Genomic DNA, 13,481 nt, shown 5'->3' with positions numbered 1-13,481 from the left:
ATTGCAACAGGCAATGGTGGTGGCACTATTCCTGTGGCTAAGGCATTAGCTACAGTAACTGCTATTGGGGGAACTGTAACTGCAAATGGCTCAGTTCAAACGCAGCAATACACCCAATCGGGCGTTCTAGCAGGCGATAGTCTTAGCTTATCTGGATTGGGTAGTGGATCAACACGAGGAATCTATCAATCTAGTTTGGCTGCAGCTAACCCAAATTACCTAGTGACCTTTGTGGACGCGCCTTTTGAAATAGTCGAAGCACCGGCACTAAAGTCACAGACTCAGCAAGAGTTAAACAATATGGTTTTAATTGCTCGTCAACAATCTACCCAACCCTTAGTGGAGAGATCTGATGCGCCAGTTCAGCCAAATCACTTGATTAAGAGCGAGATGATCTACGTTCGCGATAACGATAGCCCTGGCGAATATCTCCATGCGTTGCCTATTCCTTCATCGGGAGCCTTGAAATTTCCTGTGCCAGACCAAACTACCCAAGAATTGATCGATTCATCTAGTGAGAACGTCTCAGTAGCCAGCAATTCAGGTGCCAGCGGTAGTTATAGGTTATTGCTCCTGCCAAATAACTCCACTCTAGCGGTAACCCTTGAGAATGGTTCTCCATTACCTCCTGGAATCCGCTTTAATGCCACAGATAGAAATTTCTCGATACCGAAGTTAGCTGATGTCACTTTACCTATTGCAGTCAAGATCTCTATGGTTCGTGGTAGCAAAGTCTTGAGCGATAAGATCTTCGTGGTTACAAAATAAATACCTTCAAATAAGAGGTAATTTCAAAATAATCTGAACTGACCTGATTTTTAGTACCACTCCAGAAGAGAGGATTTTTGATAATCTTCACCTTAAAGGAGTGCTAAATATGGCAAAAGGCCAACGTCTTAAACCCGAGCAAATCGTCACCTTATTGCGTCAAATCGATGTTTTAACCACCAATGGCAAAACCCTAGCCCAGGCCTGTAAAGAAGTGGGAACGGTAGAGCAAAGCTACTATCGTTGGCGCAAGATTTATGGCGGCATGAAGGTCTATCAAGCTCGTAAGTACAAAGATCTAGAACTGGAAAATACCCGACTCAAGAAGCTCGTTGAGACCCTGTAAATAAATTTGTGTAAGTTCCTGCGGCCAATTAACCTGCATAGAAGGATAGCCACATGGAACACAACGCAATGGATCGCAGTAAATTACAAGCCTTAGCCAACGAACTAGCTAAAGACCTTAAGACCCCTGAAGACTTAAATAGACTCTCCCAAGAGCTAGTTAAGATTACGGTAGAAGCAGCTTTAAATGCGGAGTTGACCCATCATCTGGGATATGAGAAGCATCGCAATCGGCCTAGTAGTAATGCGCGCAATGGCATTACTAGTAAACGCCTCAAGGGCTCCCATGGCGAAGTGGTCATAGATACCCCCAGAGATCGAGATGGCAGCTTTGAACCGCAACTGCTTGCTAAGCACCAAACTCGCTTAACCAGCATGGATGATCAGATTCTGACGCTCTATGCCAAGGGCTTATCGACGAGAGAGATTGTAGGCGCTTTTAAGGAGATGTATGACGCCGATGTTTCGGCTGCACTCATCTCTCAGGTGACTGATAGGGTGATTGAGCAAATCACCGAGTGGCAAGCGCGACCGCTAAACGCCATCTACCCCATCGTGTATCTGGACTGCATTGTGGTCAAAATCCGCGAGAACATGCAGGTCATCAATAAATCGATTTACCTTGCCTTAGGGGTTGATATGGATGGGCATAAGGAGCTGTTAGGTCTATGGATCTCCGAGAGCGAGGGCGCTAAGTTTTGGTTATCGGTACTCACTGAGCTTAAAAACCGAGGGGTGCAGGACATTCTGATTGCCTGCATTGATGGGCTCAAGGGCTTCCCTGAAGCGATTGCTAGTGAGTTTCCACAAACGCGGATTCAACTGTGCATCGTGCACATGGTGCGCAATAGCCTGAAGTACGTGTCTTGGAAGGATTACAAGGCCGTCACCGCCGATCTTAAGCGCATCTACCAAGCTAACACCGAAGCGCAGGCCCAAAAAGCCCTAGAAGAGTTTGGCAGCAAGTGGAATACCCAATACCCGCAGATCGCTAAATCCTGGACTAGTCACTGGGAGAACCTACGAACCCTGTTTGATTACCCGCCTGAGATCCGCAAAGCCATTTACACCACCAATGCGATTGAGTCCTTAAACAGTGTTATCCGGTCAGCTACCAAGCGCAGAAAGTTATTTCCCAGCGATGCAGCAGCTACTAAAGTAATCTACTTGGCAATCTTGCAAGCTTCTAAGAAGTGGACCATGCCCATCCAGAACTGGAGGGCAGCACTCAATCGTTTTGATATAGAATTTGGAGAACGCATTAGCGTTCACCAATAACCCCGTAGTGAACTTACACAGAAATATTTACAGGGTCTCGCTACCCCTATCGTCATACTCGTTGGGCGCTTCTATCATCCCAGTCTTTTTAATAGTGGGATACATTTTTAATTCAAGCTGTGTCCACTTAAGCTCTAATAGCTCTTTGCCTGGACGAGCACCTGTATCTAACAGCACATATACATAATCACGCATTAGCTTTCTTAGTTCTACGCTGTCAGCTCTACCTTTTTTAATCCACGCTTCAAAATTACTTTTAATTGCTCTTGTTTCATCTAAAGTAAATTCTGCTCGTCTTTCGCTTGCCTTGCCTTTAGCTACTAGCTTGGGACGATTTAATTCCACCATATAACCTTTGTATATAGCTTCATCAAAAATCATCTTAAGTGCGGCATTGTGATTAAGAAGGGTGCTACGAGTGGGTTGCTTTTCCATCTTCTTAATTCGTGCTTTGTCTAATAGCTCTAATTCTTTGTAGCCAATATTGTTTACAGCGAACTTACCTAATGTTGGGATGAAGTATTTGTCTATCGCTGTTATGTAGTCTTTGTATATGGCTTTGCCGTTGCCACTAGCCATCTCAGCTTTTAGCTTTTTAATGACAGCGTTAGCAATATCCTTAAACCTGCGTGTAATGGGCGCTACATTCAGTTTTTTAAGCGTATTAGCTTCCACCAAAATATCGTGCGCTTTAGCTTTAGCTTCTGCCAAGTCTCTTTCGCCTGTACTAGCCCTTTGCCAGCGCCCATCCACATTAAAACGGCATTGCCAAATAGCACTACGCTCACGCTGATAAACAATGAGTTTTCTATCAATGAGGGTATGTGTGGTGGGCTTTTGTAGGCTCATTTATCGCTCGCTAAGCCTTTAGCTTACAGGGGGTAGCGAAAATGGGCAATAGGTGTGTAAGCGGTGTGTAGCCAAAAGAAAAGGGACTACATTGCTGTAGTCCCTTATATACTGGTGGGTCGGGCGAGATTCGAACTCGCGACCAACGGATTAAAAGTCCGCTGCTCTACCGACTGAGCTACCGACCCAGTTAAGCCATAAATTATAGCAAGAAGTTTGTAGGCCTTCCCTGGGTTTGCGGGGTCTGCCCCTCAGCCCTTGTACTTACAAGTTCCTAGGAGTTGATCCGTCTGGCCACTGGTGGATTTTTGGAAAAATAGTCCTTAATTCCCTTCAAAATGGCCTCTGCAATTCGGTCTTGGTAGCCATCATCGTTCAGGCGCGCTTCTTCCTGCGGATTGCTAATAAAAGCCGTCTCAACCAGGATTGAGGGAATATCTGGAGCCTTCAATACCGCAAAACTGGCTTGCTCCACCTTCCCCTTATGTAGGGGTGCAAATCCTCCAATTTGCTTCAGAATCGAGTTGCCCGCTTGTAGTGAGTCTTTGATCTGGGCCGTAGTCGACATATCCAGGAGTAGGTTAGCAACTTGACGATCTTGTGTTTTGATATTGATGCCGCCAATAAGGTCAGAAGCATTTTCTTTGTTCGCCATCCATCTGGCAGCAGTACTACTAGCTCCCATTTGGGATAGTGCAAATACGGATGCTCCCTTGGCGTTTCTTTCAATAAAGGCATCCGCATGGATTGATACAAATAAATCGGCTTCAACACGTCGTGCTTTTTGAACTCGGACATGCAGCGGCACAAAGTAATCGCCATCCCTTGTTAAGAAAGGGCGCATATAGGCTTCGCCTTCAATCTTGTCTTTGAGTCTCTTAGCAATTGCAAGCACTACATTCTTTTCTCGTGAGCCGGCTGCACCGATGGCGCCAGGATCTTCACCACCGTGACCAGGATCAATTGCAATCGTGATCAAACGTTTGTACTTAGCAGGCGCTGGTAATTCCTTGGGGTCTGGAATGGCTTGTGCAACGGGGGCGGCTGGAGTTTTGGCGAGCTCTTTCTCTTTCTTGGTAGCGAACTGCGCAATCAGATCCACTTCTTCATTGGATTTTTCCAGGGCGCTTTCTTTCTTGGCGCTACTTCTCACTAAAGCCATTAATGGGTCTGGTGGCGTAGTGGGGTAGAGATCAAACACCATGCGGTAGTTGTACTCACCAATGGGATCAAGCGTAAAGAGCTGTGGCTTGATGGGTTCTTTTAAGTCAAATACCAAACGCACAACTCCAGGCTGAAACTGACCAACCCGAACTTGCGAGATATACGGATCATTTGGCTTTACTTTGGCTACCAGATCTTTCAGAGTGGGATTGAGCTCCAATCCTTGCACGTCAACCACCAAGCGATCTGGATTTGTCAGAATCTGCTGAGTAATAGGCAATGGTGTATCGGACTCCAAGGTAACGCGGGTGTAGTCTTCGGAAGGCCAGACACGCACACCTAAGATCTTGGCACCCCAAGCAATGTCTATCTCGGTAAGCAGAAGGGCAAAGCTCAAGAGCTTTGCGGAAGTCTTAAGGTGCTGCCTTCTAGAGAGATTGATTTTTTTGGTACTCATTTATTATTTGCGCATCACTTCGGTTGGATCCCTTGTAATGCGCTTACTCCAGATTGGCTTAAAGCATTGAGCTTAATACTGCGCTCATTCTCATCTGCACCAGCAGACAGCTGAATCTGAATATCAAAATTTGGCAAAGTGCCTTCTGCTTTTTCTGGCCACTCAATTAAGCAAATACCTGGAACATCAAAATGCTCTGCAAATCCCGCTTCTTGCCATTCCAGGGGATCACGCATGCGATACAAATCAAAGTGGTGAACAGTGATTGCTTGATCTTTTAAAGCGAGTGGATAGGGTTCACACAATGTATAGGTAGGGCTTTTTACTTTGCCCTCATGACCCAGTGCTTGAATGAGGTATCTGGCAAAGGTCGTTTTGCCGGCACCAAGATCACCCTCTAGGGAGATATTTAAGTGTGAACCTGGCTGCTTAGTCAGAAAGTGCTCAAAACTGGCTGCCAGTTGCTTAGCAAGAGAGGCGGTATCGGCTTCCTGCCTACAATAGAGATCTATTGCAGTGAGCGGAATTGCCGTGGTTGCCTGTGTTTGAGCCATTCCCCTAGTTTATTCAATTATTGCGCTACATTCTGTATTCCATATGCCTTTATCTACTAGCCCTCAACCTTTAGATGAGTCCAATCTGCGTGATTGGCTTGGGGAGCAGGCTGCATCCTTGGGATTTGATGGCTTACACATTACCGACACCCATTTAGGACCTGCAACAGAACGTTTGCAGGAATGGCTGGCTGAGGGTCGTCACGGCCATATGGAATACATGCAACGCCATGCCGAATTACGCTCCAATCCTAAGCTATTGGTACCTGGTACAGTGCGCGTCATTTGTGTATCCATGAACTATCTCCCTCCCGAAACCGATTTCGATATCGAGTGGCAAAGATTAGAAGATCCTACTCAAGCAGTGGTCTCGATGTACGCCAGAGGGCGTGATTATCACAAGGTACTCCGTAATCGTTTGCAAGAATTTGCCCAACTCATTGAAGAGCGGATTGGGAAGTTGGGTTATCGCGTATTTACGGATTCGGCACCATTGATGGAAGTAGAGCTGGCGCGCAAGGCAGGCTTAGGTTGGCGCGGTAAACACACGCTCTTGCTCAATCGAGAATCTGGCTCGACATTCTTTCTGGGTGAGATCTTGGTGGATGTACCACTTCCATTGGATCAAGAGATTGAAGAGCATTGCGGTACCTGCACCTCTTGTATCGATATTTGTCCTACTCAAGCCATTACTGCGCCATATCAATTAGATGCACGTAGATGCATCTCTTATCTCACCATCGAAAATCCTGAAGCGATACCAGTTGAATTTAGAGGTGCCATGGGTAATCGTATCTACGGTTGCGATGATTGCCAACTGATTTGTCCTTGGAATAAATTTGCCAAACGCACAGAGTTACCAGATTTTGCAAGACGGCATGGTTTGGGGCAGGCATCACTTTTGCACCTGTGGTCCTGGACTGAAGCGGAGTTTGAGCAACGCCATGAAGGCAGCGCTATTCGCAGAATTGGCTATAGCCGCTGGCGTCGCAATTTATCCGTAGCAATGGGCAATGCGCTAGCAAGCCCTGCTGTAGCAGATAGCGATAAGTTAGCAATACGCGCAGCTTTAAGTGAGGCGCTTGGCCAAGTCGATGCTCTAGTGGCTGAGCATATTGAATGGGCCCTGAAGACCTAGAAGTCCTACAAAGTTTACAATTAAGTCATGTCATCCGCAGACCAGCCCTATATTGATCCTAGCGAAATCGCGCTAGAAGAGTCTGCGGCAGAGCGCTTTAAAAGTCCAAGAGATGCGTTTTGGTCCGGTATTCGGGATGCAGCGGGCGCTCCTGCGATGGTGCTCTTTGCTGGTATGGTGGGCTTCGGAGCAATGGGCAAAACCAACGGCTTTGATGTTTGGTTTACGACCTTTACTTCCTTCTTTATGTTCGCATTACCAGGGCAGGTTGTCTTGCTTGAGATGGCCATTACCGGCTCATCAGTTGTGGCTATTGCTTTAGCAGTCACGCTCACATCTACGCGCTTCATTACGATGACGGTGACACTCTTTCCGCAGTTCCACCAAAAAGATCGCAATCGTAGTCTGTATGCTTCAGTGCACCTGCTAGCGATGACAGCATGGGCCATCTCCATGCGCGAGTTTCATGCGATTGAGGTGAAGCATCGCCTTAGCTATTTTGTTGGCTTGGGATTGCTATGCTGGTTGATTTCTATTCCGGGAACTATTCTGGGTTTTTATCTGGCAGGTATGGTGCCACCCGCTGTGACCCTAGGCTTAGTCTTTATTAACCCCCTGTTTTTCTTGCTGACATTTACTGAGGTAAAGCCTTGGATTAACCGCATTGCGATTTGCTTGGGCTGCATCTTTGGCCCCATCTTCTTTGTAGTAGATCGCGATACCAGCCTATTAACCGCAGGACTAGTCTCTGGAACTATTGCTTACTTTATTGATCGTAAGTTCTTGCGCAAGAAAACTGGAGTTATTGGATGAGTGCAATAAATACCGTGTCTAACGCGCTTTCAGGCTGGGGCTTGTGGATCGCCTTGGTGGGTGCTTGTCTTGGCACTTATTTTTGTCGCGCGATTGGTGTATTTCTATCGCAAAGCATTAATCAAGATAGCGAGATCTTCCGCTGGTTGGCTGCTGTGACCTATGCGATGGTTGCTTCTTTAACCATTCGATTGATTGTGATGCCACTTGGCCTGATGGCAACCGTACCTTTGTGGATACGAGCGCTGATTTGTGCTTTGGCTATCGGCGTGATGATCTCTAAACCCACCAAGCGATTGGTCCCTGCCTTACTGACGGGAACTTTACTGATGGTGGGTTACGGCGTCATTCGTTAAATAAAAATACGCCGCCCCATCCTCTTTTTGCTCTTATAGATGCGCCGCCAAAATTCTGGCGATATGCACAACTTCTCTTTGGGTGCCATCGGCAATTTGATGGCGACAGCTGGTGCCATCAGCTACCACCCAACTATCTGGCGATTTCCGAATACTAGGCAAAAGACTCGCTTCTGCCATTTGCTTAGAAACTTCAATATGTTCAGCTTCATAGCCAAAGCTCCCAGCCATACCGCAGCAAGAAGACTCAATCAGCTTAGGTTCTGCATTCGGAATAAGTTTGAGTAATTCCATTGCAGGAGTCACCGCAGCAAATGCCTTCTGATGGCAGTGACCATGAAACAAGACAGACTTATCGGCTGCTTTGAGATTCAATTTGAGTTTTCCTGCTCGTACTTCGCTAGTTAAAAACTCTTCGAGTAATTGCGCTTGTTTAGAAACGCTTATTGCTTTGTCACCAAAGCCCATCACCAAGGCTTCATCCTTTAGGGTGAAGAGGCAAGAAGGCTCTAAACCAATAATCGGAATGTTCTTGTCTGCGTAGGGCGCGAGGTGATCAACCAATTCACCGAGAGTTTCCTTGGCCTTATCGACCATGCCAGCCGCAAGATAGGTTCTGCCACAGCAAAACTCTTTAGAGCAGCCACCTTCACTTTTATTTGTTTGTTTGGTGGCGTTGCTTTGACTCTTGTGAGGAATATGCACGCGATAGCCTGCAGCATTCAGTACTTTTAATGCAGCTTGGAGATTCTCATCTTCAAAGTAGGCATTAAAGGTGTCTGCCAATAGAACAACGCCTTTGCCATCAGTATTGTTAGCCAATTGCTCTGGGCTGTATTGATAAATGTTTGCCGCTTTCTGATTCCAGAAAGTTTTACCCTTCCAAATCGGCAAACTTCTTTGCGCAGAAATCCCCATGACCCACTCTTGAAGTGTTGCAATAGGCTTAATGTGATTGCGTAAGTTGAGTAAGGTTGGCAGGAATGGAATAGCGCTAATCGTGTTGGCATATTTAGGCAAATAGGCAACTGCTAGATCTCGTAATGAATAACCAACACGTTTCTTATAGGCGGATAAGAACTCAATCTTCATCTTGGCCATATCCACGCCAGTAGGGCACTCACGACGGCAAGCTTTACAGCTTACACACAGCTCCATCACTTCTTTAATTGCGTCGCTACCGAGCGGTGAGGTTTCATCTTTGATGTCGAGTTGATTTGACAGTGCCAGACGCAAAGTATTTGCTCTGCCGCGGGTGAGGTGTTTCTCATCACGCGTTACGCGATAGCTTGGGCACATCACTTCAGCATCAAACTTGCGGCAGTGACCATTGTTATTGCACATCTCCACTGCTTTAGCTAAGCCCATGGCGGGATCACCGCCAGTGCCAGGCGCGGTAGTTGCCTCTGTGACGGGATCGTTCTGAACGTTCCAGGCAGACCAATCTAATGCAGGTTGCAAAGGGATAACTTTATAGCTTGGTGGAAATCTAAAGTTGCTCGCATCATCCATCTTAGGCGGATTGATGATCTTGCCCGGATTAAATAATCCCTTGGGATCAAAAGCGTATTTGATTTCTGCGAGGGCTTCAGTGATCTTGGGGCCAAACTGCCAAGAGATCCATTCGCCGCGGCATAAGCCATCGCCATGTTCACCGCTGTATGCGCCTTTGTATTTGCGCACCAAAGCAGAAGCCTCTTCAGCAACCGCACGCATCTTCTGGGCGCCATCTCTGCGCATATCCAAAATAGGGCGCACGTGCAGTGTTCCCACAGAAGCATGGGCATACCAAGTGCCACGTGAGCCATATTTAGAAAACACATCTGTTAAAGCTTGGGTATATTCGGCCAAACTTTCTAGCGGAACAGCACAGTCTTCAATAAAGCTCACCGGCTTACCGTCGCCCTTGAGGCTCATCATGATATTAAGACCTGCTTTGCGCACTTCCCATAGGTTCTTTTGCAGAGACGCATCAGGCATCGGCACAACAGATCCAGGCAAGCCCAGGTCACTCATCAGTTCTTGTAAGGCTTTGAGCTTCTCAAGCAATGAAGCATGAGACTCACCAGAAAACTCAACCAACAAAATGGCTTCTGGAGTCTGGGCTGTGTGATCAATTAAGGCGGTTTCAATGGTTTTCTTAAAGCTGGGATTGCTACGCGCTAAATCAATCATGGTGCGATCAACCAACTCAACAGCGGTAGGGTCAAGCTTCACAATATGCTGAGCACTATCCATTGCTTTGTAGAAGCTAGCGAAGTTCACAATGCCCAATACTTTATGTTGCGGCAAAGGCGCTAGCTTGAGTTTGAGTGACTTAAAGTACCCAAGAGTGCCTTCGCTACCAACTAGAAGGTGGGCTAGATTGACGCTGCCATCTTTTGTGTAAGGTAACTCACTCTGTGGATGAAAGATATCGAGGTTATAGCCAGCTACGCGTCGCAATACCTTCGGAAAGCGCGCTTCGATTTCTGGTTGGAGGGTAGTGGCTAGATTTTTAACAAAGTCACCTAACTGCTTAGCAGCCCCAGTGCTACTTGCGTAATCGCTGAAGTTGGCAATTCTGCCATCTGCTAACCAGGCATCAATACCCAAAACGTTATGCACCATATTGCCGTAAGCAATTGAGCGGCTACCGCAAGAGTTATTACCGGCCATACCGCCAATCGTCGCTTGTCCAGCAGTAGAAACATCCACTGGATACCAGAGACCATGTTGCTTGAGCGAGCCATTGAGATGGTCCAGCACAATGCCTGGCTCAACTTCAACATAACCCTTATCCAGATTGAGATCTAAAACATTTCTGAAGTATTTGGTGTTATCGATCACTAGTGCTGCACCAGTAGTTTGACCGCACTGACTTGTGCCGCCACCACGGGGGAGCACAGGCACGCCCATCTCTGCTGCTATCTGAATCGCGCTAGCAATATCTTGAGCAGTTTTCGGCACAAAGACTGCAACCGGCATGGCTTGATAGATCGAGGCATCTGTTGCATAGCGCCCGCGACTCGCAGTATCCGTCATCACTTCCCCTGAAGTCTCCTTGCGAAGACGAGCCGCTAAAGCCGCTTGATCAACCATGAGTTCTTTAAGATCTAAGGGTTTGTTCATGATTTGGTAGCTTCTGACAGGGATTCTGATTGGAGTAATTGAGCAACGACATCGCGCTTATTTCTGACGTGTTGAATCATAATTTTTCTCATGCGGACACTATCTCGTGCCTTAAGGGCATCGAGCATTTCTTGATGTTCTTCCACAGCCTTTTCCCACTTAACGCCATCTTGATTGGAGCGAAAGCGTAATGCTTCAATGCGCGCATTGACTTGGGTAAAGAGTTTTGATAAAACAGGATTGTTTGCTGCCTGATTAATCAGATGATGAATACGTAAATTGAGTTTGTAATAACTCGATAAATCACGGCGTGCATAAGAGGCCATCATTTCATATTGGAGGGCTTCTAATTCAGAGAGAGTGGCATCGCTAATATTGTTGGCAGCCAATTCTCCTGAGAACCCCTCGAGATCTGCAATGACATCAAACGTATTTAAAACATCTGCAAGGCTGAGTTGCACTGCAATTGCACCACGATTGGCGATCAGCTCCACCAGACCTTCAGCTGCCAAACGGCGAATCGCCTCCCGAATGGGGGTGCGGGAGACGTTGAGGCTTTCAGCCAATTCACGCTCATTCAATTTACTGCCAGGGGCAATCTTGCCCTCGACCAAGAGGGATCTCAGCTTCTCGAAAGTCGCTTCATGCAAATTTTGTGAATTTGGCTGTTCTACTACCGTCATGGATCAACCCTTAGTTAAGCTCTTGGCTTATTAATTTGTATACAAAATAAGAATAAACCATCTTAAAGTATAAATACAGCCTTTAAATGCTTAATTTAGGCTTTATTCCGAGGATTATTTCAAATAAATTGTATACAAAATGGAAATTTCCCCAAAATTGTCATACACTAGCAGCAGAAATAACTACCTATAAACACTTTAAAAGTGAGACAAAGCATGTTGAAACTTGATAACCACGCATCAGGACGCCATTTTTTACATATCCCCGGCCCAAGTCCTGTGCCCCCACGCGTACTGCGCGCCATTAGCTATCAAACTATTGATCACCGTGGTCCAGAATTTGGTGCGTTTGGTCTCAAGGTATTGGATGGCATCAAAAAGATTTTTAAAACTGAGCAACCGGTCATTATTTATTCCGCGTCCGGAACCGGCGCTTGGGAAGGTGCATTAGTCAACGTTCTCAATCCTGGTGACAAAGTGTTGTTCTATGAAACTGGTCAATTTGCAAACTTGTGGCGTGCACTTGGTAAGCGTCTTGGTTTAGATGTTGAGGTGGTTGGTAAAGCCGGACAAGATTCTTGGCGTTGGGGAGTAGATGCATCTGTGATTGAAGAGCGTTTGCGCAAAGATACTGGTCATGAGATCAAAGCTGTTTGCGTAGTGCATAACGAAACTTCAACTGGCGTTACCTCCAATATTGCTGCCGTAAGAAAAGCAATTGATTCCTTAAAGCATCCAGCCTTATTGCTCGTAGACAGTGTATCTGGCTTGGGTTCAGCCGATTATGAGCATGACAAATGGGGCGCAGACGTAACTATCTCCGGCTCACAAAAAGGCTTGATGTTGCCACCTGGAATTGGCTTTAATGCTTTGTCACCACGTGCAATTGAAGTCAGTGAAAAAAACAAAATACATAAATCGTATTGGGCTTGGGATGAAATCCTAGAGTCTAATAAAAATGGATATTGGCCAACGACTCCCAGCACCAATTTGATGTACGGTTTGCATGAAGCTATGGACATGATGATGGCCGAAGGATTGGATGCGATCTTTGCGCGTCACCAGCGTTTAGCTGCCGCTTGTCGTGAAGCGGTGAATGCATGGGGTCTAGAAATTCAGTGTCAAGATAAAGACTGCTACTCACCAGTGTTGACTTGTATTGCAACACCAGAAGGTATGGATGCGGATGTATTGCGTAAACATGCGCTGGAGAAATTCAACCTCTCCTTGGGAACAGGTTTAGGCAAGATCAAAGGCAAGGCATTTCGTATCGGCCATTTAGGTGATTGCAATGAATTGAGCTTGATGGCCGCCCTCAGTGGGGTAGAGATGAGTCTGGGTTCTATGGGTTACAAACCCAAGGCCAGTGGAGTCGTTGCAGCCCAAGAGTTCCTTAAATAAGAAGTACTTAGGGCAACTTAGAGCAAATTAGGGTGGGTGGAGCCAGATTCCTCAGGTTCAATCTGGCTACACCCCTTATAATTCAAGTACTTATATAGAAGTGCATGAAATAAATACACCATATTCGAGATAGAAAGATTAAACATGACCGCAACTAAACCTTACCTCACTCAAGCTGATGCCCAAAAGATTTTGGATGCAGCTAATAAGCATGCGGCTGCCAATAATTGGGCAGTAACGATTGCCGTTTGTGATGATGGTGGTCATATGTTGGGCTTGATTCGTCGTGATGGTTGTGCTCCGGTATCTGCATACATTGCACAAGAGAAGGCACGTACAGCTGCAATGGGTAAACGTGAGAGTCGCGTTTACGAAGAAATTATTAATAACGGTCGCACCTCTTTCTTATCTGCCCCACATATTTCGGGCATGTTGGAGGGTGGGGTCAATATCGATGTAAATGGGTTTACCATCGGCGCAGTCGGCGTTTCCGGCGTTAAATCGACCGAGGATGCTGAAACCGCTAAGGCCGGCATTGCGGCCATCCTGTAAGTTACCTTGACA

Annotated in this window: 12 protein-coding genes, 1 tRNA gene and 1 pseudogene; 8 read left to right on the top strand and 6 right to left on the bottom strand. The window is 46.4% G+C overall.

The annotated features are described in order from the left end of the window. The 3 genes and pseudogenes from AOC28_RS11430 to AOC28_RS10750 form a co-directional block, all read left to right on the top strand. Positions 1–768, top strand: a 768-nt coding sequence (locus tag AOC28_RS11430) for a hypothetical protein (protein WP_158009064.1), incomplete at its 5' end; no start/stop codon positions are given. A 109-nt stretch (positions 769–877) separates the two neighbouring features. After that, positions 878–1,102, top strand: a pseudogene (locus AOC28_RS10755) (transposase); the annotation flags it as partial. Positions 1,103–1,182: 80 nt separating this feature from the next. Beyond that, positions 1,183–2,391 carry an IS256 family transposase gene (locus AOC28_RS10750; RefSeq protein ID WP_072583982.1) on the top strand — a complete coding sequence of 403 codons (1,209 nt, stop codon included), beginning with the start codon at positions 1,183–1,185 and terminating at the stop codon, positions 2,389–2,391. A gap of 27 nt (positions 2,392–2,418) precedes the next feature. On the opposite strand, the gene AOC28_RS10745 is transcribed toward AOC28_RS10750, so the two are convergent. The 4 genes from AOC28_RS10745 to tsaE all read right to left on the bottom strand — a co-directional run bounded on the left by AOC28_RS10745 (position 2,419) and on the right by tsaE (position 5,415). Further along, positions 2,419–3,240 (bottom strand): hypothetical protein, encoded by an 822-nt coding sequence (locus tag AOC28_RS10745; protein ID WP_072583981.1) that lies wholly within the window; start codon positions 3,238–3,240, stop codon positions 2,419–2,421. Between the two features lie 112 nt (positions 3,241–3,352). After that, a tRNA-Lys gene (locus tag AOC28_RS10740) sits at positions 3,353–3,428 on the bottom strand. Between the two features lie 86 nt (positions 3,429–3,514). Continuing rightward, the gene (locus AOC28_RS10735; RefSeq protein ID WP_072583980.1) at positions 3,515–4,861 is read right to left on the bottom strand and encodes an N-acetylmuramoyl-L-alanine amidase; all 1,347 of its coding nucleotides are present in this window, start codon (positions 4,859–4,861) and stop codon (positions 3,515–3,517) included. Positions 4,862–4,875: 14 nt separating this feature from the next. Then, positions 4,876–5,415: a tRNA (adenosine(37)-N6)-threonylcarbamoyltransferase complex ATPase subunit type 1 TsaE gene (tsaE, locus tag AOC28_RS10730; RefSeq protein WP_072583979.1), complete on the bottom strand. Its 540-nt coding sequence runs from the start codon at positions 5,413–5,415 to the stop codon at positions 4,876–4,878. Positions 5,416–5,458: 43 nt separating this feature from the next. Between tsaE and queG the strand changes: the two genes are divergently transcribed. The 3 genes from queG to AOC28_RS10715 are packed head-to-tail and all read left to right on the top strand — an operon-like array spanning position 5,459 to position 7,722. Further along, positions 5,459–6,553 (top strand): tRNA epoxyqueuosine(34) reductase QueG, encoded by a 1,095-nt coding sequence (gene queG, locus AOC28_RS10725; protein ID WP_072583978.1) that lies wholly within the window; start codon positions 5,459–5,461, stop codon positions 6,551–6,553. Between the two features lie 27 nt (positions 6,554–6,580). Then, a complete protein-coding gene (locus tag AOC28_RS10720) occupies positions 6,581–7,366 on the top strand; it encodes an AzlC family ABC transporter permease (RefSeq protein WP_072583977.1) in 786 nt (261 codons plus the stop codon). Then, complete coding sequence (locus tag AOC28_RS10715) at positions 7,363–7,722, top strand: AzlD domain-containing protein (RefSeq protein WP_072583976.1); 360 nt, start codon at positions 7,363–7,365, stop codon at positions 7,720–7,722. Before AOC28_RS10720 ends, AOC28_RS10715 begins: the two co-directional genes overlap by 4 nt. Positions 7,723–7,755: 33 nt before the next feature. Here AOC28_RS10715 and AOC28_RS10710 read toward each other — a convergent pair whose 3' ends face one another. Continuing rightward, positions 7,756–10,833, bottom strand: a complete 3,078-nt coding sequence (locus AOC28_RS10710) for an FAD-binding and (Fe-S)-binding domain-containing protein (protein ID WP_072583975.1) — start codon at positions 10,831–10,833, stop codon at positions 7,756–7,758. Continuing rightward, positions 10,830–11,516: a GntR family transcriptional regulator gene (locus AOC28_RS10705; protein ID WP_072583974.1), complete on the bottom strand. Its 687-nt coding sequence runs from the start codon at positions 11,514–11,516 to the stop codon at positions 10,830–10,832. Before AOC28_RS10705 ends, AOC28_RS10710 begins: the two co-directional genes overlap by 4 nt. A 216-nt stretch (positions 11,517–11,732) precedes the next feature. On the opposite strand from AOC28_RS10705, the gene AOC28_RS10700 reads away from it, so the two are divergent. Together AOC28_RS10700 and AOC28_RS10695 are read left to right on the top strand one after the other, a co-directional pair. Next, complete coding sequence (locus AOC28_RS10700; RefSeq protein WP_072583973.1) at positions 11,733–12,917, top strand: aminotransferase class V-fold PLP-dependent enzyme; 1,185 nt, start codon at positions 11,733–11,735, stop codon at positions 12,915–12,917. A gap of 144 nt (positions 12,918–13,061) precedes the next feature. Beyond that, positions 13,062–13,469, top strand: a complete 408-nt coding sequence (locus tag AOC28_RS10695) for a heme-binding protein (protein WP_072583972.1) — start codon at positions 13,062–13,064, stop codon at positions 13,467–13,469. Positions 13,470–13,481: the final 12 nt, after the last annotated feature.

It is taken from the genome of Polynucleobacter sp. MWH-Adler-W8 (genome assembly GCF_001889925.1).
Classification (GTDB): domain Bacteria; phylum Pseudomonadota; class Gammaproteobacteria; order Burkholderiales; family Burkholderiaceae; genus Polynucleobacter.
This window is presented reverse-complemented; position numbering and strand designations above follow the sequence as displayed.